Origin of the sequence: Variovorax sp. RA8, assembly GCF_901827175.1 — a bacterium.
Lineage (GTDB): Bacteria > Pseudomonadota > Gammaproteobacteria > Burkholderiales > Burkholderiaceae_C > Variovorax.
The window spans coordinates 1,607,666-1,628,108 of record NZ_LR594662.1 but is presented as its reverse complement, the minus strand read 5'-3'; the positions used below and the strand labels follow the sequence as shown (position 1 = coordinate 1,628,108).

The 20,443-nt window shown below is 67.2% G+C and carries 20 protein-coding genes and 1 pseudogene; 1 reads left to right on the top strand and 20 read right to left on the bottom strand.

Annotated features, from left to right (window positions below; genetic code table 11):
- Position 1 precedes the first annotated feature (1 nt).
- Positions 2 to 523, top strand: a complete 522-nt coding sequence (locus tag E5P3_RS35755) for a hypothetical protein (protein WP_232073520.1) — start codon at positions 2 to 4, stop codon at positions 521 to 523.
- Here E5P3_RS35755 and E5P3_RS35750 read toward each other — a convergent pair.
- The 20 genes and pseudogenes from E5P3_RS35750 to E5P3_RS07645 all read right to left on the bottom strand — a co-directional run.
- Positions 509 to 559 (bottom strand): annotated as a pseudogene (locus E5P3_RS35750) (ESPR-type extended signal peptide-containing protein); the annotation flags it as partial. The gene E5P3_RS35755 and the pseudogene E5P3_RS35750 overlap by 15 nt on opposite strands.
- Positions 560 to 878: 319 nt before the next feature.
- Positions 879 to 1,622, bottom strand: coding sequence for a 1-(5-phosphoribosyl)-5-[(5-phosphoribosylamino)methylideneamino]imidazole-4-carboxamide isomerase (gene hisA / locus E5P3_RS07735; RefSeq protein ID WP_162585440.1), 744 nt, complete (start codon positions 1,620 to 1,622; stop codon positions 879 to 881).
- A gap of 51 nt (positions 1,623 to 1,673) precedes the next feature.
- Positions 1,674 to 2,330, bottom strand: a complete 657-nt coding sequence (gene hisH, locus E5P3_RS07730) for an imidazole glycerol phosphate synthase subunit HisH (RefSeq protein ID WP_162589583.1) — start codon at positions 2,328 to 2,330, stop codon at positions 1,674 to 1,676.
- Positions 2,327 to 2,956: an imidazoleglycerol-phosphate dehydratase HisB gene (gene hisB / locus E5P3_RS07725; RefSeq protein ID WP_162585439.1), complete on the bottom strand. Its 630-nt coding sequence runs from the start codon at positions 2,954 to 2,956 to the stop codon at positions 2,327 to 2,329. Before hisB ends, hisH begins: the two co-directional genes overlap by 4 nt.
- Positions 2,953 to 4,077 (bottom strand): histidinol-phosphate transaminase, encoded by a 1,125-nt coding sequence (hisC, locus tag E5P3_RS07720; RefSeq protein ID WP_162585438.1) that lies wholly within the window; start codon positions 4,075 to 4,077, stop codon positions 2,953 to 2,955. Before hisC ends, hisB begins: the two co-directional genes overlap by 4 nt.
- Positions 4,078 to 4,082: 5 nt before the next feature.
- On the bottom strand, positions 4,083 to 4,448 hold the full coding sequence (locus tag E5P3_RS07715) for a hypothetical protein (RefSeq protein WP_162585437.1): 366 nt from the start codon (positions 4,446 to 4,448) through the stop codon (positions 4,083 to 4,085).
- A 9-nt stretch (positions 4,449 to 4,457) separates the two neighbouring features.
- Positions 4,458 to 5,774: a histidinol dehydrogenase gene (gene hisD, locus E5P3_RS07710; RefSeq protein ID WP_162585436.1), complete on the bottom strand. Its 1,317-nt coding sequence runs from the start codon at positions 5,772 to 5,774 to the stop codon at positions 4,458 to 4,460.
- An 89-nt stretch (positions 5,775 to 5,863) separates the two neighbouring features.
- Positions 5,864 to 6,505 (bottom strand): ATP phosphoribosyltransferase, encoded by a 642-nt coding sequence (hisG, locus tag E5P3_RS07705; protein WP_068675766.1) that lies wholly within the window; start codon positions 6,503 to 6,505, stop codon positions 5,864 to 5,866.
- Complete coding sequence (murA, locus tag E5P3_RS07700; RefSeq protein WP_162585435.1) at positions 6,502 to 7,788, bottom strand: UDP-N-acetylglucosamine 1-carboxyvinyltransferase; 1,287 nt, start codon at positions 7,786 to 7,788, stop codon at positions 6,502 to 6,504. Before murA ends, hisG begins: the two co-directional genes overlap by 4 nt.
- A gap of 11 nt (positions 7,789 to 7,799) precedes the next feature.
- Positions 7,800 to 8,042, bottom strand: a complete 243-nt coding sequence (locus E5P3_RS07695) for a BolA family protein (RefSeq protein WP_162585434.1) — start codon at positions 8,040 to 8,042, stop codon at positions 7,800 to 7,802.
- Positions 8,043 to 8,145: 103 nt separating this feature from the next.
- On the bottom strand, positions 8,146 to 8,910 hold the full coding sequence (locus E5P3_RS07690; protein WP_162589582.1) for an ABC transporter permease: 765 nt from the start codon (positions 8,908 to 8,910) through the stop codon (positions 8,146 to 8,148).
- A gap of 46 nt (positions 8,911 to 8,956) precedes the next feature.
- Positions 8,957 to 9,904: an ABC transporter ATP-binding protein gene (locus E5P3_RS07685; protein WP_162585433.1), complete on the bottom strand. Its 948-nt coding sequence runs from the start codon at positions 9,902 to 9,904 to the stop codon at positions 8,957 to 8,959.
- Positions 9,905 to 9,985: 81 nt separating this feature from the next.
- The gene (locus tag E5P3_RS07680) at positions 9,986 to 10,258 is read right to left on the bottom strand and encodes an STAS domain-containing protein (RefSeq protein WP_162585432.1); all 273 of its coding nucleotides are present in this window, start codon (positions 10,256 to 10,258) and stop codon (positions 9,986 to 9,988) included.
- An 8-nt stretch (positions 10,259 to 10,266) separates the two neighbouring features.
- On the bottom strand, positions 10,267 to 10,878 hold the full coding sequence (locus E5P3_RS07675; RefSeq protein WP_162589581.1) for an MlaC/ttg2D family ABC transporter substrate-binding protein: 612 nt from the start codon (positions 10,876 to 10,878) through the stop codon (positions 10,267 to 10,269).
- Positions 10,879 to 11,041: 163 nt separating this feature from the next.
- A complete protein-coding gene (locus E5P3_RS07670) occupies positions 11,042 to 11,698 on the bottom strand; it encodes an MlaA family lipoprotein (protein WP_232073444.1) in 657 nt (218 codons plus the stop codon).
- A gap of 86 nt (positions 11,699 to 11,784) precedes the next feature.
- Entirely contained in the window at positions 11,785 to 12,273 is a 489-nt protein-coding gene (gene mlaD, locus E5P3_RS07665; RefSeq protein ID WP_162585430.1) for an outer membrane lipid asymmetry maintenance protein MlaD, read from the bottom strand.
- A gap of 16 nt (positions 12,274 to 12,289) precedes the next feature.
- On the bottom strand, positions 12,290 to 13,072 hold the full coding sequence (gene mlaE / locus E5P3_RS07660; RefSeq protein WP_162585429.1) for a lipid asymmetry maintenance ABC transporter permease subunit MlaE: 783 nt from the start codon (positions 13,070 to 13,072) through the stop codon (positions 12,290 to 12,292).
- A complete protein-coding gene (locus E5P3_RS07655; RefSeq protein ID WP_162585428.1) occupies positions 13,069 to 13,893 on the bottom strand; it encodes an ABC transporter ATP-binding protein in 825 nt (274 codons plus the stop codon). Before E5P3_RS07655 ends, mlaE begins: the two co-directional genes overlap by 4 nt.
- A 124-nt stretch (positions 13,894 to 14,017) precedes the next feature.
- On the bottom strand, positions 14,018 to 15,496 hold the full coding sequence (locus E5P3_RS07650) for a glutamate synthase subunit beta (protein WP_162585427.1): 1,479 nt from the start codon (positions 15,494 to 15,496) through the stop codon (positions 14,018 to 14,020).
- Positions 15,497 to 15,534: 38 nt separating this feature from the next.
- On the bottom strand, positions 15,535 to 20,277 hold the full coding sequence (locus E5P3_RS07645) for a glutamate synthase-related protein (RefSeq protein WP_162585426.1): 4,743 nt from the start codon (positions 20,275 to 20,277) through the stop codon (positions 15,535 to 15,537).
- Positions 20,278 to 20,443 lie beyond the last annotated feature (166 nt).

The window sequence follows — 20,443 nt, the reverse complement described above, 5'->3', positions numbered from 1 at the left end:
CGTGCATAACGAAAATGGCGCCGCCCATTCCTGCACCGCCGCCGCCGTTAACATATCCGCCACTGCCGCCGCCGAAGCCACCGCCTTCCGCAGCAACATTAAAGCTGCCGCCGCCGCCGCCGCCGCCAAAACCCCCCGCCCCCCCTGCGGCGGCGCCGCCGCCACCGCCTCCAAAACCTCCGTCGCCCCCCCAGGAATTTCCCAAGGGACCACTACCGCCACCGCCGCCGCCGCCCAAGCCACCGTTTCCGCCCCTGTTGTCAGCACCGCCGCCACCACTGTAGTCGCCGCCGTCGCCGCCGAGGACCACGTTGCCTCCTGGGCCGCCGTTCGGTCCACCGCCGTTGCCGTCGTCGGAGCCATCCTCGAACAAGCCACCGCCTCCGCGGCCCAGCGAGCTGCCTCCGGCTCCTCCTCCATTGCCACCCATGCCACCGCCACCGCCAGCGCCGAGGTCATTGAATGCTCGTTGGCCGCCATCGCCACCATGGGCGGTCTCGGGAGCGGCAACCCAGGCGCCTAGCGCGGGGTTCCAAAGGCTGCGATGCGTTCTGTTCATGGGAGTTCACGGGTCGTTCAGGGACCCACGCGCGCGCGGCGCGCGTGGCGGGCGATGCCGCCTGAGCGAGGCCCGTGCCCTTCCGCATACGCCGGAAGTTCAGGCCGCAGTTCATGGAACCCGAGGGATCAGCGGCCAGGGGATGCTAGGAATTCAGGGCAGCGCAATCAGAGTGAAGCGACAAAAAACGAGAATTCATCGCTGTGCGGCACGGGCACGGCGCGCCGCTCCCTACCCTCGACACCTGCGGAAAAGAAAAGGGCACGCAATGCGTGCCCTGTCGAGCGGCCGGCGACGTGCCCGGCGCCTGGTCGTAGAACTACTGTTCAGCCAGCTCGTCAGCCCGCGCCTGCGCGGCGGCGAAGTCCAGGTCGCCCGAATAGATCGCGCGCCCGCAAATCACCCCCTCGATGCCATCGGCCTCGACGGCGCAGAGCTTGTCGATGTCGGCCATGTTCGAGAGCCCGCCGGAGGCGATCACCGGAATGGTGAGCGCTTGCGCGAGCTTGACGGTGGCGTCGATGTTGATGCCCGAGAGCATGCCGTCGCGGCCGATGTCGGTGTAGATGATCGACTCGACGCCGTAGTCCTCGAACTTCTTGCCCAGGTCGGCGACCTCGTGGCCGGTGAGCTTGCTCCAGCCGTCGGTGGCGACCTTGCCGTCCTTGGCGTCGAGGCCGACGATGATGTGGCCGCCGAAGGCGCTGCAGGCGTCCTTCAGGAAGCCCGGGTTCTTGACCGCGGCGGTGCCGATGATCACGTAGCGCAGGCCGTCGTCGATATAGCGCTCGATGGTGTCCAGGTCGCGGATGCCCCCGCCGAGCTGCACCGGGATGTCGTCGCCCACCTCCCGCAAGATCGCCTTGATCGCGGCGTGGTTCTGCGGCTTGCCCGCGAAGGCGCCGTTGAGGTCGACGAGGTGCAGCCGCCGCGCACCGGCTTCGATCCACTGGCGCGCCATGGCGGCCGGGTCCTCGCTGAAGGTGGTGGACTGGTCCATGTCGCCTTGCTTGAGGCGAACGCAGTGGCCATCCTTGAGATCGATCGCAGGAATAAGGAGCATGGTGCGGGATTGCGCGGAGCGCGAGCGATGGAGCGCAGCGAAAAAACTGCTTCAGGGATTCCAGTGGAGAAAGTTTCTGTACAGCTGCAACCCATGGTCCGCACTCTTCTCGGGATGGAACTGGGTTGCAAAAATATTATCGCGTGCGATGGCGGCGGTAAAGCGCTCGCCGTATTCGGTCTCGCCCGCGCTGTGGAGGGCATTGTCCGGCCGTGCGTAGAAACTGTGCACGAAGTAGAAGTAGCTGCCGTCCGGTACCCCCGCCCATACCGGGTGGGGGCGGGTCTGCAACACCTGGTTCCAGCCCATCTGCGGCACTTTGTAGCGGCTGCCGTCGGGCTGGGTGCGGCCGGCCAGCTCGAACTTGAGCACCCGGCCCGGGATCAGGCCCAGGCCCTCGGTCGGCCCCTCGTCGCTTGCCGAGAGCAGCATCTGCATGCCCACGCAAACGCCGAACAGGGGCTTGGAAGCCGCCGCCTCGAGCACCGACTCCTGGAGGCCGGAGTCGCGCAGTTCGCGCATGCAGTCGGGCATGGCGCCCTGACCCGGTAGCACCACGCGGGTGGCGCGGCGCACCACTTCGGGATCGGCCGTCACGAAAACCTCGACCCCGACCTGGTCGGCCGCATGCTGGACCGCCTGCGAGACGGAACGCAGGTTGCCCATGCCGTAGTCGACGACGGCAACGGTGTTCTTGCTGCTGTTCAGAGGGATCCCTTGGTCGAAGGAACGACGCCGACCGAGCGCGGATCGAGCTCGAGCGCGGCCCGCAGCGCGCGCGCGAAGGCCTTGAAGACCGTCTCGCACTGATGGTGGGCATTGACGCCCTTGAGGTTGTCGATGTGCAGGGTGACGAAGGCGTGGTTGGCAAAGCCCTGGAAGAACTCGTAGGTGAGCTGGCTGTCGAAGCCGCCGATCATGCCGCTGGTAAACGGCACGTGCATCACCAGACCGGGGCGCCCCGAGAAGTCGATCACCACCCGGCTGAGGGCCTCGTCCAGCGGCACGTAGGCGTGGCCGTAGCGGCGAATGCCCTTTTTGTCGCCGACTGCCTTGGCCACCGCCTGGCCCAGGGTGATGCCCACATCTTCCACCGTGTGGTGGCCGTCGATGTGCAGGTCGCCCTGGCAGTCGATCTCGAGGTCGATCAGGCCGTGGCGCGCGATCTGGTCCAGCATGTGGTCGAAGAAGCCGATGCCGGTCGAGAGCTTGGAGCGGCCGGTGCCGTCGAGGTTGAGCTCGACCGAGATTTTCGTCTCGGCCGTGTTGCGCGTGACAGAGGCCGTCCGCGCGGCGGCAGCAACGACAGCTTCAGGGGCCTTGGGAGTGTTCATAGCGAGGCTTCGAGGGCTGCGAGCATCTGCGCATTCTCTTCCGCGGTTCCGACCGTCAGGCGCAGGCAGTTCGCAAGCAATGGGTGCATTCTAGAAACGTTCTTGACCAGCACCCCGCGGGCCTTCATTCCTTCGAAGGTCCGGTCGGCATCCGGGACCCGCACCAGGATCATGTTGGCCTCGCTGGGCCAGCTCCTGACGCCCTGCAGGCGCGCCAGCGCCTCGAAGATGTGGGCACGCCCGGCGCGGATCCGGGCGGCCTGCTCCGCGAACACCTCCGCGTGCTCCAGCGCGAAGAGCGCGCACTCGCAGTTGAGCACGCTGATGTTGTAGGGCGGGCGCACCTTGTCCACCTCGGCGATCAGCGCCTGCGGCCCGACCAGGTAGCCCAGCCGGACCCCCGCCAGGCCGAACTTGCTGAGGGTGCGCATCAGCAGCACATGGCCGTGACGCGCGATCCGGTCGATGTAGCTGCGGGCCGCGAAGGGCTGGTAGGCCTCGTCGATCACGACCAGGCCGCCCTGCGCGCCCTGGGCCTGAACGACCTTCTCGATCACGGCGTCGTCCCACAGGTTGGCGGTCGGGTTGTTGGGATAGGCCAGGTAGACGATGGCCGGCTTCTCGCGCGCGATGGCCGCGAGCATGGCGGCCTCGTCGAGCTCGAAATCGGCGGTGAGCGGCACGCCCACGAAGCGCAGGCCCTGCAGCCGTGCGCTCATCGCGTACATCACGAAGCCGGGCTCCGGCGCCAGCACGGCGGCCGGCCGGCCGCCGTTCGCTTCGTCCGCGCCCGGCGCCACGTCGCAGGCCATGGCCAGCAGCGAGATCAGTTCGTCCGAGCCGTTGCCGAGCATCAGCGCGAAGCCCTCGGGCAGCCCCGCGTAGGCGGCCAGGGCGCGCTGGAGGTCGCCGCTGCGCGGGCCTGGGTAGCGGTTCAGCGCCAGTGCGCCCAGGCGCTGGCCCAGCGCGGCCTGCAGTGCGGGCGGCAGGCCGAAGGGGTTCTCCATCGCATCGAGCTTGAGCAAGCCGCGGGCGTCCTGCACGGCATAGGCATGCATGGATTGGACGTCGGCGCGGATGCGGCCCAGTGCGCGGGTGGTGTCGTCGGAAGCGGAAGTCATTCGATTCAGGGGCAGCGGTAGCTGTTGCGCAGCGCGGCCGAGATCACCAATTGCACCGGCATGTCGGCCTCGTAGCTGTCGGCGTTGCGTGTGAGTTCGGTCTGGTAGAGCGTGCGCGCCATCGCGGGCTCGAGCCGGCGGCCGTTGACGCAGAACAGCGGCTTCTGCCCGGCGCGCTGCTCGGCCTCACTGGCCTCGCGCAGGCCCTCGACCACACCGACAAGATAGTAGTTGGCGTAGAGCTTGCCGTCTTTCTCATTCGCTTCGAGCATGCGCAGCTCGCGGATGCTCATGGCCTGGCAGACGGTGCCAGCGGCCACCAGGCCCAGGAGGGCCAGGCGGCGAACGGACCGAAGCGCCGGGATCGCCATGCCAGCCCCTCAACGCAGGCGCATGCGGGCGGCCTCGGCGTGCGCCGGCAGGCCCTCCCCTTCGGCCAGGGTCACGGCGATGCGGCCCAGCGGCTGTGCGCCCGCCTCGCTGACCTCGATCAGGCTGGAGCGCTTCTGGAAGTCGTAGACCCCCAGCGGCGAGCTGAAGCGCGCCGTGCCGCTGGTCGGCAGCACGTGGTTGGGGCCGGCGCAGTAGTCGCCCAGGCTTTCGCTGGTGTAGGCGCCGAGGAAAATCGCGCCGGCGTGCCTGAGCAGCGGCTCCCAGCGGTGCGGGTCGCGGCTGCTGACCTCCAGGTGCTCGGGTGCAATGCGGTTGCTGATCGCGCAGGCCTCTTCCATGCTCTTCGTGTGGATCAGGGCGCCACGGCCGTTGAGCGAGGCGGCGATGATCGCGGCGCGCGACATCGAGGGCAGCAGCCGGTCGATCTCCCGTTGCACCTGGTCGATGTAGGCGGCGTCGGGGCACAGCAGGATGCTCTGCGCGAGCTCGTCGTGCTCGGCCTGGCTGAACAGGTCCATCGCCACCCAGTCGGGCGGCGTGCTGCCGTCGGCCAGCACCAGGATCTCGCTGGGCCCGGCGATCATGTCGATGCCCACGGTGCCGAACACCCGCCGCTTGGCGGCGGCCACGTAGGCGTTGCCGGGGCCGGTAATCTTGTCGACCGCCGGGATGCTCGCGGTGCCGTAGGCCAGCGCGCCCACGGCCTGCGCGCCGCCGATGGTGAAGGCACGCGTGACGCCGGCGACGTGGGCGGCGGCGAGCACGAGGGGATTTTTCTCGCCGCCCGGCGTCGGCACGACCATGATGATCTCGCCGACGCCGGCCACATGCGCGGGGATCGCGTTCATGAGCACGCTCGACGGATAGGCGGCCTTGCCGCCCGGCACGTAGATGCCGACGCGGTCCACCGGCGTGACCTTCTGGCCCAGCAGGGTGCCGTCGGCATCGCGATAGCTCCAGCTCTCGCCGCTGGCCTTCTTCTGCGCTTCGTGATAGCTCCTCACGCGGCTTGCGGCAGCCTCCAGGGCCTCGCGCTGGGCAGCGGGCAGCGCCTCGAAGGCAGCGCGCAGCTCGGGGGCCTTCAGTTCCAGTGCCTCCAGGCTGCCGACGTCGAGCCGGTCGAAACGCCGCGTGTATTCGAGCACGGCCGCGTCGCCGCGCCTGCGCACATCGGCCAGGATGTCGGCCACGACCTGCTCGATCGCGGCATCGGTGTCGGCCGACCAGTGCAACCGCGCCTCGAAATCGGCTTCGAAGCCGGCGGAGGCAGTCGATAGACGGGCGGGAGCGGCTTTCACGTTCATGTCAGCGCCCGCCCGGCCGCGCGAAGGACGCTGAGCGCCCCCTCGGGGGGCAGCGATACACGAAGTGATGAGCGTGGGGGCATTTCATGTCAGGCTGAGGGGATGGCGGAGGCGAAGGCGTCGATGATGTGCCGGATCGGCGCCTGCTTGAGCTTGAGCGCGGCCTGGTTGACCACCAGGCGCGCGCTGATGTCCATGATGCGCTCAACCTCGACGAGATGATTGGCCTTGAGCGTGTTGCCGGTGGACACCAGGTCGACGATGGCATCGGCCAGGCCGGTGAGCGGCGCCAGCTCCATGCTGCCATAGAGCTTGATCAGGTCCACGTGCACGCCCTTGCTGGCGAAAAACTCGCGCGCCAGGCCGACGTACTTGGTCGCGACCTTGATGCGCGAGCCCTGGCGCACGGCCGAGGCGTAGTCGTAGTCGGCGCGCACCGCCACGCTCAGGCGGCAGGCGGCGATACGCAGGTCGAGCGGCTGGTAGAGCCCCTGGTTGCCGTGCTCGAGCAGCACGTCCAGCCCGGTCACGCCCAGGTCCGCGCCGCCGTACTGGACGTAGGTGGGCACGTCCGATGCGCGCACCAGCACCACGCGCACCTCGGGGCGCGTGGTCGCGAGGATCAGCTTGCGCGATTTCTCCGGGTCCTCGCTGACCTCGATGCCGGCCGCGGCCAGCAGCGGCAGGGTTTCGTCGAAGATCCGGCCCTTGGACAACGCGAGCGTGATCACGGCTGGTACTCCGCGGGCCCGGGCACGCGCTCGATGTCGGCACCCAGGCCGCGCAGCTTGCTTTCCATGCGGTCGTAGCCGCGGTCCAGGTGATAGATGCGGTCGACCAGGGTTTCGCCTTCGGCCACCAGGCCGGCGATCACCAGGCTGGCGGAAGCGCGCAGGTCGGTCGCCATCACGGTGGCGCCGGACAGCTGGCGCACGCCCTCGATCACCGCGACCTTGCCGTCGGTCTGGATCTTGGCGCCCAGGCGCAGCATCTCGTCCACGTGCATGAAGCGGTTCTCGAAGATCGTCTCGGTCACGGTCGAGGTTCCCTCGGCAATCACGTTGAGCGCCATGAACTGGGCCTGCATGTCGGTCGGGAAGCCCGGGTACTCGGTGGTGCGAAAGCTCTGCGCCTTCAAGCGGCCTTGGCTGCGCACGCGGATGCCCTCTTCCGCCGCATCCACCTGCACGCCGGCTTCGTGCAGCTTCTCGATCACGGCGTCGAGGTGGTCGGCGCGGCCGTGGCGCAGCAGCACCTCGCCCCCGGTGGCGGCCACGGCGCACAAGAAGGTGCCGGCCTCGATGCGGTCGGCCACCACGCGGTGCGTGCAGCCACCCAGCTTCTCCACGCCCTGGATGCGGATGCGACTGGTGCCGTGGCCTTCGATCTTCGCGCCCATCTCGATCAGCATCTCGGCCAGGTCGGTGATCTCGGGCTCCTGCGCGGCATTCTCCAGCACGGTCTCGCCGTCGGCGAGCGCCGCGGCCATCAGGAAGTTCTCGGTGCCGGTGACGGTCACCATGTCGGTGGTGATGCGCGCGCCGTGCAGGCGCTGGCGGCCGCCCGCGATGCTCGCCACCATGTAGCCGTGCTCGACCACGATCTCGGCGCCCATGGCCTGCAGGCCCTTGATGTGCTGGTCGACCGGACGCGAGCCGATGGCGCAGCCGCCCGGCAGCGAGACCCGGGCCTTGCCGAAACGGGCCAGCAGCGGGCCCAGCGCGAGAACCGACGCCCGCATCGTCTTCACCAGTTCGTACGGCGCCTCGGGCGCGTGCAGCGGACCGGCGTCGAGACGCACCGTGCCGTTGTCATCGCGCTCGGCTGCCACGCCCATGTTGCGCAGCAGCTTGAGCATGGTCGTGACGTCATTGAGGCGCGGCACGTTGTGCAGGGTGACGGGGCGGTCGCTCAGGAGCGCCGCGCAGAGCTCCGGCAGGGCCGCGTTCTTCGCGCCGGAAATGAGCACCTCGCCGCGGAGCTGGCGCCCGCCGCGAATCAGGAGTTTGTCCATGGAAGTCCGGACTAGGAGTTCTGGGCCGCCCATTCGGCGGGCGTGTAGGTTTTCATCGAGAGCGCATGCACTTCGTCGGTGTGCATTTTGGCACCGAGGGTGGCATAGACGCGCTGGTGTCGCTGGATGGCGCGCTTGCCCTCGAACTCGGTGGAGACGATGGTGGCGTACCAGTGGCGGCCGTCGCCTTCGAGCGTGATGTGCTCGCAGGGCAGGCCCGCCTGGATGATGGATTGGAGATCTTCGGCAGTCATAGTGGGAAAGGGGCCGCCGCTGGGCCGCCCCGAGGCGGCCCAGCCCCCTCGGGGGGTGGCGTTACACGAGCGCAGCGAGTGAAAAGCCTGGGAGCCAACATTCTTAGCCCCGGATCTTGTAGCCGATGCGCAGCAGATGGATCGCGATCGCGCTCACCACCAGCCAGGCGCCGCCGACGATGGCCAGGCTCACCCAGGGCGAGATGTCGCTCACGCCGAAGAAGCCGTAGCGGAAGCCGTCGATCATGTAGAAGAAAGGGTTCAGGTGGCTCACCGTCTGCCAGAAGGCGGGCAGCGAATGAATGGAATAGAACACGCCCGAGAGGAAGGTCATGGGCATGATCAGGAAGTTCTGGAACACGGCCATCTGGTCGAACTTCTCGGCCCAGAGCCCGGCGATCAGGCCCAGCGTGCCAAGGATCGCGGCGCCCAGGAATGCGAAGACCGCGATCCACAACGGCGCGACGAAGCCCGGCACGGCGAAGAAAGCCGTCACCGCGAACACGCCCAGCCCCACCACCAGCCCGCGCACGATGGAGGAACCCACGTAGGCCAGGAACCACCCCCAGTGCGACAGCGGCGTGAGCAGGATGAAGACCAGGTTGCCCATGATCTTGCTCTGGATGATGGACGACGAGCTGTTCGCGAAGGCGTTCTGCAGCACGCTCATCATCACCAGACCCGGCACCAGGAAGGCGGTGTAGCTGACGGAGCCGTAGACCGTCACGCGGCCTTCCAGCACATGGCCGAAGACCATCAGGTAGAGCAGCGCAGTGAGCACCGGCGCGCCGACGGTCTGGAAGCCGACCTTCCAGAAGCGCAGCGTTTCCTTGTAGAGCAAGGCCCGCCAGCCCAGGGCATGGACCATCATGACAGCCCCCACGCTCGACACTTCGGGCGGCTCGGTCCGGCGCTCATCGAGCGACCTCCAAAGGCGTCTGCTCGCCCGCCATCAGGTCGATGAACACGTCCTCCAGATCGGCCTTGCGCATCTCGACATCTTCGACGTCGAGCCCAGCCTCGCGGATTGCGGCCAGCAATTGCTCGACCTCGCGTGCGTTCTGCGCCGGCAGCTGCACGATGCGGCCCGTGATGCGCGCATGCTGGGCCAGCTCCCACGGCAGCATGCCGTCGGTCTTGAAGCGCAGCACGTTGCTGGCGGCCGAACGCAGCAGCTCGCTGGTGCGGTCCAGCGCAATCACCCGGCCTTGCTTGAGCATCGCGATGCGGTGGCACAGTGCCTCCGCCTCCTCGAGATAGTGGGTGGTCAGCAGCACCGTGCTGCCCTGCTTGTTGAGCTTGGCGACGAACTGCCACAGGGTCTGGCGCAGCTCCACATCGACGCCGGCCGTGGGCTCGTCCAGCACGATCACCGGCGGCTTGTGCACCAGCGCCTGGGCGACCAGCACGCGCCGCTTCATGCCGCCGGAGAGCTGGCGCATGTTGGCGCCGGCCTTGTCGGCCAGGCCGAGGCTGCTCAGCAGCTCGTCGATCCAGTCGTCGTTGTTCTTGATGCCGAAGTAGCCCGACTGGATGCGCAGGGACTCGCGCACATTGAAGAAGGGGTCGAAGACCAGCTCCTGCGGCACCACCCCGAGCTTGCGGCGTGCCTGCCTGTAGTCGCGCTGCACATCGAAGCCATGGACGCTGATGGTGCCAGCGCTGGGCCTGGACAGGCCGGCCAGCATGCTGATCAGCGTAGTCTTGCCGGCACCGTTGGGCCCCAGCAGACCGAAGAATTCGCCCTCCTCGATCTGGAACGTGACCTCATCGACGGCACGTAGTCCGGGTTTTCCCTCGGAACGCTGCTGACGCGAGGCAGGATAGGTCTTGGAGACCGATTGGAAGGAGATCGCAGGCATGGGAGCCCGCGATTTTAGGGCCCTGCCGTTTTTCCGGTTTGGGGCCGGACAAAGGCCTGACAGCCTGTCGCAGCCGCCAGCTCATGGCGCGGCGGGCAGAAGGCCCGCCACGCCGTACAGCGACGCGAGTTCCCGCAGGCGCGGCGGCAAGCCCTTCACCGCGAAGCCGCGGCCCAGCGCACTGGATTCGCGGCGGCATTCGAGCAGGACCGCGAGCGCCGAGGAATCGAACTGCGCGAGCGCACTCGCGTCGACCACGGTTGACGATTCGGACTGTCCCGCGAGCCCTTGCCGCAGCATGAGCACGCAGGCCGGCGCCTCGTCGTGCGTGAGCTTGGGCGGCAGGACCAGCATCGGGCGGCTCAACTCCTGACGTTGCGCTTGTTGCGCTCCGACAGCGCTGCGATCAGGCCGTCGATGCCCTTGGCGTTGATCTCCTGCGCGAACTGGCTGCGGTAGGTATCGACCAGCCACACGCCCAGCACGTTGAGGTTGTAGATCTTCCAGCCGCCGGCCTCACCGGGCGTCTTCTCGAGCCGGTAGTCGAGCTGCACCGGGTCGCCGCCGCCGCGAACTTCGGTGCGCACCAGCACTTCCTTGTCGTCGGGCGAGCCGCGGAAGGGACGCACAGCCACGCTCTGGTCGCTGACCTGGTCGAGCGCGCCGGCATAGGTGCGCACCAGCAGCTTCTTGAACTCTTCCTGCAGGCGCTGCTGCTGCTCGGGCGTGGCCTGGCGCCATGCCGGACCGACGGCGGAGGCGGTCATGCGCTGGAAGTTGACGTTCGGCATGATCTTGGTGTCGACCAGGGCCATGATCTTGTTGACGTCGCCGGCCTTGATCGACTTGTCGGCCCTGATGGTCTCGAGCACATCGGTCGACAGGCGTTTGACCAGCGCGTCCGGCGCCTCGTCGGCGGCGTGGACCGGCCGCACGAAGACCGCGGCGCCCGCGAGCAGCAGGCCGGCCAGCATCAGGCGTCCAACGGAGCGTCGTTGCAGGATCTGATTCATCAATGGTTCCCTTGTTGAAAGTCTCGAGCCTTCGTGGCCCGTGAAGAATTGGAGCAGAGGCCTGTCAACGGGGTTCCGGCTCCCGTGCAAAGCGCGCAACGGAATGCAAGCGCCGCATGCACGGTCAATTGCCCTCGTTCGGCAAGTCCCCGTCATGCACGTCGTTCTTTCGGCGCTGCAGATAGGCGTCGCGCGTGAACGTGTACTTGTCGAGCGCCGCGTCGTCGAGCAGCTGGCTCGCACGCAGGAAGTTCGAGCGCGCATCGATCACGCGAAGAAAGTAAAGCGAGTTGCGCCACCGGACGTCGTGCAACTGGTTCAGCAGGTCGCCCTGCCGATCGACCGTCAAGGCCGCCGTGTCGCGCACCGTCGAAGAGCCCAGCAACGGCAGCACCACGTACGGGCCGCTCGGTACGCCCCAACGGCCCAGGGTCTGGCCGAAGTCCTCGGAGTGGCGGTCGATGCCGGCCTCGGTGGCGATATCCAGCAGCCCGCCGAGCCCGAAGACGGTGTTGACGTTCACGCGCATGAAGGTCTGGGCACTGTGCTCCAGCTTGAGCTGCAGCACGCTGTTGGCAAAGCTCCATACATCGGACAGGTTGCCGAAGAAATTGTTGACCCCCGTGCGCACGAAGGAAGGCAGCGCACGGCGATAGGCCGTCGCCGCCGGCACCAGCACGGCGTCATCCACGACGTCGTTGAAACGCATGACGCCGCGGTTGAAGGGTTCGAACGGGTCGGCCGGATTGGCCCTGGGCCCGGAGGCGCAGCCGGTGGCCATCGCCAGCGCTGCAATGGCGCCCAGATAGCTCAGGGCCGAAGCGGTGCCGCGCAGCACGCACGGCAAATCGAGGGGGGATCGTGGTTTCATTTCTTGTTGCCGTTGCCCGATGGCGTGCTGCCCTCGGCCGCCTTGCTGTAGAGGAACTGTCCGATCAGGTTCTCCAGCACGACTGCCGATTGCGTCGCGGTGATGGTGTCGCCGGCTTGGAGGGTCTTCTCCTCAGCCCCCGCCTCGATGCCGATGTACTGCTCGCCGAGCAGGCCACTGGTCAGGATCTTGAGGGAACTGTCCTTGGGGAAACTGTAACGGCTCTGCAACGCCAGCGTGACGCTCGCCTGGAAATACTTGTCGTCGAACGTGATCGATTCGACGCGACCGACCACCACGCCCGCGCTCTTGACCGCGGTCTGCGGCTTCAGGCCGCCGATGTTGTCGAAACGCGCGCTGACGGAATAGGTCTTCTGGAAATTCAGGCTCAGCAGGTTCGCGGACTGGAGCGCGAGGAACAGCAGCGCTGCCGCGCCGATGAGCACGAACAGGCCGACCCAGACGTCATTCTTGGAATGTTGCATGGAGTGCTCTTGTTTTCTAGATACTGAACATCATCGCGGTCAGCAGGAAGTCGAGCCCCAGGACCGCGAGCGAGGCCACCACCACGGTGCGGGTGGTGGCGCGCGACACGCCCTCGGGCGTCGGCTGCGCGCCAAACCCCTGCAGCAGCGCGATGAAGGTGACGGTGAAGCCGAAGACGATGCTCTTGACCACGCCGTTGCCCACGTCCTTCCAGACATCGACGCCGGCCTGCATCTGCCCCCAGAACGCGCCTGAATCCAAGCCGATCATCAGCACGCCGACCACCCAGCCGCCGATCACGCCGACCGCGCTGAACACGGCCGCCAGCAGCGGCATGGTGATGACGCCGGCCCAGAAGCGCGGCGCCAGGATGCGCTGCACCGGGTCGACCGCCATCATTTCCATGGCGCTGAGTTGCTCGCCTGCCTTCATGAGGCCGATCTCCGCGGTCAGGGAGGTGCCCGCGCGGCCCGCGAACAGCAGGGCCGAGACCACCGGGCCGAGTTCGCGCACCAGGCTCAATGCCACCAGCAGGCCCAGCGCCTCCGAGGAGCCGTAGCGCTGCAACGTGTAGTAGCCCTGCAGCCCCAGCACGAAGCCGACGAAGAGGCCCGAGACCGCGATGATGGCGAGCGAGTAGTTGCCCAGGAAATGGATCTGGTCGCGAACCAGGCCAAAGCGGCGCAGGCTGCCCGCGCCGCGCAGCGCGAGGCGCACGAACAGGCGCGCGCCAATGCCGAGATCGCCCAGCTTGGAACGCACGGCGAATCCCACGTCGGCCGGCCGGTACCAGCTCATGCCTGCTCTGCCCCGGCGTTGTTGCCGAAGTCCTGCTCCACCGGGACGCCCGGGTAATGGAAATGCACCGGCCCGTCGGGCAGTGCATTGACGAACTGGTGGACCAGCGGATCGCTGCTCTGGCGCACCTCTTGCGGCCGTCCCTGCGCCGCGATGCCCCCGTTGGCCAGGATGATCACGTGGTCCGCGATGCGAAAGGTCTCTTCCAGGTCGTGCGACACCACGATGCTGGTCAGCCCGAGCGTGTCATTGAGCTGGCGGATCAGCCGGGCGGCGGTGCCCAGCGAGATCGGGTCGAGGCCGGCGAAGGGCTCGTCGTACATGACCAGGTCGGGGTCGAGCGCGATCGCCCGGGCCAGCGCCACGCGTCGCGCCATGCCGCCGGAGACTTCGCTGGGCATCAGGTGGCGCGCGCCGCGCAGGCCGACGGCGTCGAGCTTCATGAGCACGATGTCGCGCACCAGCGCCTCGGGCAGCCGCGTGTGCTCGCGCAAGGGGAAGGCGACGTTGTCGAGCACGCTCATGTCGGTGAACAGGGCACCGAACTGGAACAGCATGCCCATGCGGCGACGCGCGGCATAGAGCGCGTCGCTGTCCATCTTGCCGATGTCCCCGCCGTCGAACAGCACCTCGCCGCGCTGCGCGCGCACCTGGCCGCCGACCAGGCGCAGCACGGTGGTCTTGCCACCGCCCGAAGCCCCCATGAGCGCCGTCACCTTGCCGCGGGGCACGGTGAAGGAGACGCCGTCGAGGATCGCGCGTTCGCCGTAGCCGAAACGGACATCGCGGAATTCAACCAGTGAGGACTCGGGTGGGTTCATGGACAACAGAAAAGCCGGGGCGCCTGAGGCATCCCCGGCTCGCGGTGGTCATCCATGATAAATGAAGCACAGGCCGTGCCCATCCACCGAAGTAAGGGGCTAATGCCCGCCTAATTCAGCACATTCAGCGCGGCAGGTCGCTGTAGCCCATCAGGAACTCGTCGACAGCGCGGGCCGCCTGGCGCCCTTCGCGGATCGCCCATACGACCAGCGACTGCCCGCGGCGGATGTCGCCGGCGGCGAACACCTTGGGAACATTGGTCGCATAGCCGCCGGCGAAGTCGACGCTGGCCTTGGCGTTGCCGCGGGTGTCCTTCTCGACGCCGAAGGCATCCAGCACGCCGGCGACTGGGCTCACGAAGCCCATGGCCAGCAGCACCAGGTCGGCCTTGAGCACCGTTTCAGTGCCGGGCACCTCGATCATCTTGCCGTCCTTCCACTCGACGCGCACGGTCTTGAGGCCGGTGACCTTGCCCTTCTCGCCGATGAATTCCTTGGTGGAGATCGCGAACTCGCGCTCGCAGCCCTCCTCGTGGCTGGAACTGGTGCGCAGCTTGTAAGGCCAGTACGGCCAGGTCAGCGGTCGGTTCTCTTCTTCCGGCGGCTGCGGCATCAGCTCGAACTGGGTGACGCTGGCGGCGCCGTGGCGGTTGCTGGTGCCGACGCAGTCGGAGCCGGTGTCGCCGCCGCCGATCACGATCACGTGCTTGCCGTCCGCGCGGATCTGACCCTTGACCTTGTCGCCGGCATTGATCTTGTTCTGCTGCGGCAGGAACTCCATCGCGAAATGGATGCCGTCGAGATCGCGCCCGGGCACCGGCAGGTCGCGCGACTGCTCGGCGCCGCCGGTCAGAACAACGGCGTCGAATTCCTTGTCGAGCTGCTCGGGCGTGACCGTCTCCTTGGCCCAGTTGGTGACCTTGGAGCCCTTGCCCAGCGGGTCCTTGGCGGCGCCGACCACCACGCCGGTGCGGAACACCACGCCCTCGGCCTTCATCTGCTCGACGCGGCGGTCGATGTGCGTCTTCTCCATCTTGAAGTCGGGGATGCCGTAGCGCAGCAGGCCGCCGATGCGGTCGTTTTTCTCGAACAAGGTGACGTCGTGGCCGACGCGGGCGAGCTGCTGCGCGGCCGCCATGCCGGCCGGGCCGGAGCCCACCACCGCGACCTTCTTGCCGGTCTTGTGCTTGGCGGGCCGCGGGACGACCCACTCCTCATTCCACGCGCGATCGATGATCGCGTGCTCGATCGACTTGATGCCGACCGGGTCGTCGTTCACGTTGAGCACGCAGGCCGCCTCGCAGGGCGCGGGGCAGATGCGGCCGGTGAACTCGGGGAAGTTGTTGGTCGAGTCCAGCACCGCGAAGGCGCTCTGCCAGTCGTTGCGGTAGACCAGGTCGTTGAAGTCCGGAATGATGTTGTTGACCGGGCAGCCGCTGTTGCAGAAGGGCGTGCCGCAGTCCATGCAGCGCGCGCCCTGCACCTTGGCCTGCTGCGCATCGAGGCCGATGACGAATTCCTTGTAGTGCTTGACGCGCTCCTCGACGGGCTTGTAGCCCTCCTCGATACGCTCATGCTCCATGAAGCCCGTGATTTTTCCCATCGTGATTTCCTGGTTCTGTTCTTCGTCTGTCGCGGCGCTCAGGCAGCGACCGCCGGCTTCGTCATGGCGTGCGGCTCGAGTCCCACGTGCGCGTTGTTGCCGCTGCTCGTGAGCTCGACCTTGCGGTCGTGGATCTCGGCCAGCGCGCGCTTGTACTCGTTCGGGAACACCTTGACGAAGCGCGTGCGCGCCACAGCCCAAGTGTCGAGCAGTTCGCGCGCGCGCTTGCTGCCTGTCCAGCGGTGGTGGTCCTCCAGCAGCTTCTTGAGCTTGGCCTCGTCGGTCTCGCCCTCGTGCCAGATCTTGCGATGCACGCTCGCCGTCTGCTCGGCCGTAGTCAGCACCTTGTCGAGCGAGACCATCGCCAGGTTGCAGCGGGAGGCGAACTGGCCGTCCTCGTCGTAGACGAACGCGACGCCGCCGCTCATGCCGGCCGCGAAGTTGCGCCCGGTCTTGCCGAGCACCACCACCGTGCCGCCGGTCATGTACTCGCAGCCGTGGTCGCCCGTGCCTTCGACCACCGCGGTGGCACCGGACAGGCGCACCGCGAAGCGCTCGCCCGCGACGCCGCTGAGGAAGGCCTCACCGGTGGTCGCGCCGTAGAGCGCGGTGTTGCCGACGATGGTGTTGCGCGTGGCCTCGCCACGGAAGTCGAGGCTGGGGCGCACCACCACGCGCCCGCCCGACAGGCCCTTGCCGGTGTAGTCGTTGGCGTCGCCGATCAGGTAGAGCGTGATGCCGCGCGCCAGGAAGGCACCGAAGGACTGGCCGCCGGTGCCCTCGAGCTGGATGCGGATCGAGTCGTCGGGCAGGCCCTGCGGGTGCACCTTGGTCAGCGCGCCCGAGAGCATGGCCCCCACCGAACGGTTGACGTTGCGCGCCACCTCGATGAACTGCACTTTCTCGCCCTTCTCGATGGCGGGGCGCGACTTCTCGATGAGCTTGTTGTCCAGGCTCTTCGCGAGGCCGTGGTCCTGCACCTCGACGTGGTAGCGCGGCACGTCGGTCGGCACGTTCGGCTGCGCGAACAGGCGGCTGAAGTCAAGGCCGCGGGCCTTCCAGTGCTCGATGCCCTTCTTGGTGTCGAGCAGATCCGCGCGGCCGATCAGGTCGTCGAACTTGCGGATGCCCAGCTGCGCCATGATCTGGCGCACTTCCTCGGCGACGAAGAAGAAGTAGTTCACGACGTGCTCGGGCTTGCCCGAGAACTTCTTGCGCAGCACCGGGTCCTGCGTGGCCACGCCGACCGGGCAGGTGTTGAGGTGGCACTTGCGCATCATGATGCAGCCCTCGACCACCAGCGGCGCCGTCGCGAAGCCGAACTCGTCGGCGCCCAGCAGCGCGCCGATGGCGACGTCGCGGCCGGTCTTCATCTGGCCGTCGGCCTGCACGCGGATGCGGCCGCGCAGGCGGTTGAGCACCAGGGTCTGCTGGGTCTCGGCCAGGCCGATTTCCCAGGGGCTGCCCGCGTGCTTGATCGAGGACCAGGGCGAAGCGCCGGTGCCGCCGTCATGACCGGCGATCACGACGTGGTCGCTCTTGCACTTGGCGACGCCGGCCGCGATGGTGCCGACGCCGACTTCGCTGACCAGCTTGACGCTCACGGTGGCATGCGGCGCGACGTTCTTCAAGTCGTGGATGAGCTGCGCCAGGTCCTCGATCGAGTAGATGTCGTGGTGCGGCGGCGGCGAGATCAGGCCCACGCCGGGCACCGAGTAGCGCAGCTGGCCGATGTAGTTGGAGACCTTGCCGCCGGGCAGCTGGCCGCCCTCGCCGGGCTTGGCTCCTTGCGCCATCTTGATCTGCAGCTGGTCGGCCGACGAGAGGTACTCGGCGGTGACGCCGAAGCGGCCGGAGGCGACCTGCTTGATCTTCGAGCGCAGCGAGTCGCCGTCCGCCAGCGGCAGGTCGACCTCGACGTTGGCCTCGCCGATCACGCTCTTGAGGGTGTCGCCCTGCTTGATCGGGATACCCTTGAGTTCGTTGCGGTAGCGCGCCGGGTCCTCGCCGCCTTCGCCGGTGTTGCTCTTGCCGCCGATACGGTTCATGGCCACGGCCAGCGTCGCGTGTGCCTCGGTGCTGATGGAGCCCAGCGACATGGCGCCGGTGGCGAAGCGCTTGACGATCTCGCTCGCGGCTTCGACCTCGTCCACGGGAATCGCCTTGGCCGGGTCGATCCTGAACTCGAACAGGCCGCGCAGCGTGAGGTGGCGGCGGTTCTGGTCGTTGATGAGCTGCGCGTATTCCTTGTAGGTGTTGAAGTTGTTGGCGTGCGTGCTGTGCTGCAGCTTGGCGATGGCGTCCGGCGTCCACATGTGCTCTTCGCCGCGTGTGCGCCAGGCGTATTCGCCGCCGGCGTCCAGCATGTGGGCGAGCACCGGGTCGTCGCCGAAGGCCGCCTTGTGCATGCGGATGGCTTCCTGCGCGATCTCGAAGACGCCGATCCCTTCGACCCGGCTGGCGGTGCCGGTGAAGTACTTGGCCACCGTGTCGCTGTTGAGGCCGATGGCCTCGAAGAGCTGGGCGCCGCAGTAGCTCATGTAGGTGCTGACGCCCATCTTCGACATGATCTTGGACAGGCCCTTGCCGATCGCCTTCACGTAGTTGTAGATCGCCTTCTCGGCGCTCAGGTCGCCGGACAGGTCCTCGTGCATCGCAGCGAGCGTCTCCATCGCGAGGTACGGGTGCACCGCCTCGGCCCCGTAGCCGGCCAGCACGCCGAAGTGATGGACTTCGCGCGCCGAGCCGGTCTCGACCACCAGGCCAGCGGTCGTGCGCAGGCCCTCGCGCACCAGGTACTGGTGGATGGCCGAGAGCGCCAGCGGCGCAGGAATGGCGATCTGCGTGGCGCTGACCGCGCGATCGCTCACGATCAGGATGTTGTGCCCGCCCTTGATCGCATCGACCGCCTCGGCACATAGTGATGCCAGCTTGGCCTCGACGCCCTCCTCGCCCCAGGCGAGCGGGTAGGTGATGTCGAGCGTGTAGCTCTTGAACTTGCCCTGCGTGTAGGCGCCGATGTCGCGCAGCTTCGCCATGTCGGCGAAGTCGAGGATCGGCTGGCTCACCTCGAGCCGCATCGGCGGGTTCACCTGGTTGATGTCCAGCAGGTTCGGCTTCGGGCCGATGAAAGACACCAGCGACATCACGATCGCCTCGCGGATCGGGTCGATGGGCGGGTTCGTGACCTGCGCGAACAGCTGCTTGAAGTAGTTGTAGAGCGGCTTGTTCTTGTTGGACAGCACCGCCAGCGGGCTGTCGTTGCCCATGGAGCCGATGCCTTCCTCGCCGGCCGCGGCCATCGGGCTCATCAGGAACTTGATGTCTTCCTGCGTGTAGCCGAAGGCCTGCTGGCGGTCCAGCAGGCTGACCTGGCTCACCGGCGCCGACACTGCGTGCGCCTCGACGCTGTCGAGCTTGATGCGCAGGTTCTCGATCCATTGCTTGTAGGGCTTGCTGTTGGCGAGGGTGGCCTTGACCTCCTCGTCGTCGATCATGCGGCCCTGCTCCAGGTCGATCAGGAACATCTTGCCGGGCTGCAGGCGCCACTTGCGAACGATCTTCTGCTCGGGCACCGGCAGCACGCCGGATTCGGAAGCCATGATCACCAGGTCGTCGTCGGTCACGCAGTAGCGCGAGGGACGCAGGCCATTGCGGTCGAGCGTGGCGCCGATCTGGCGGCCGTCGGTGAAGACGATGGAGGCCGGCCCGTCCCAGGGTTCCAGCATCGCCGCGTGGTATTCGTAGAAGGCACGGCGGCGCGGGTCCATGGTCGCGTGCTGCTCCCAGGGCTCGGGGATCATCATCATCACGGCCTGGCTGATGGGGTAGCCGGCCATGGTGAGCAGCTCGAGGCAGTTGTCGAAGGTGGCAGTGTCGGACTGATCGGCGAAGCTGATCGGGTAGAGCTTCTGCAGGTCGGCGCCCAGCACCGGGGAGGACATCACGCCCTCGCGTGCCTTCATCCAGTTGTAGTTGCCCTTGACGGTGTTGATCTCGCCGTTGTGGGCGACGTAGCGGTAGGGGTGGGCCAGCGGCCACTCGGGGAAGGTGTTGGTCGAGAAGCGCTGGTGCACCAGGCCCAGCGCCGAGATGCAGCGCTTGTCCTGCAGGTCGAGGTAGTAGGTGCCGACCTGGTCGGCCAGCAGCAGCCCCTTGTAGACCACCGTGCGGCTCGACATGCTGGGGACGTAGTACTCCTTGCTGTGCTTGAGCTTCAGGCGCTGGATGGCGGCACTGGCGGTCTTGCGGATCACGTAGAGCTTGCGCTCCAGCGCGTCCTGCACGATCACGTCGTTGCCGCGGCCGATGAAGACCTGGCGCAGCAGCGGCTCCTTCTTGCGCACGGCTGGCGACATCGGCATCTCGCGGTTGACCGGGACGTCGCGCCAGCCCAGCAGCACCTGGCCTTCGGCCTTGATGGCACGCTCCAGCTCCTGTTCGCACGCCTCGCGCGATGCGTGCTCTTTCGGCAGGAAGATCATGCCGACGCCGTATTCGCCGGGCGGCGGCAACGTCACGCCCTGCTTCGCCATCTCGTCGCGGTAGAGGACATCGGGCAACTGGATCAGGATGCCGGCGCCGTCGCCCATCAGCTTGTCAGCGCCCACTGCACCGCGATGATCCAGATTCTCGAGAATCTTCAAGCCCTGCAGGACGATCGAATGGCTTTTCTCGCCCTTGATGTGGGCCACGAAGCCGACGCCGCAGGCGTCGTGCTCGTCAGCGGCGGAATAGAGACCGTTTTGTTGGAGATACTCGATCTCGGCAGCCGTGGTCATGGGCGCGCTCCTTCAGTTTTTCGCGGGGAAGGGAAGGATATTGCGTTGCACAAACAATGCCAAGCACTTTAATAAGGGTCAGATCCCGATTAAATCCCGAGTTCACGGCTCGGGTTGAAAATGGGGACATATTGAAAAGGGAAGCGGCGCGGCGCGAACCGCACGC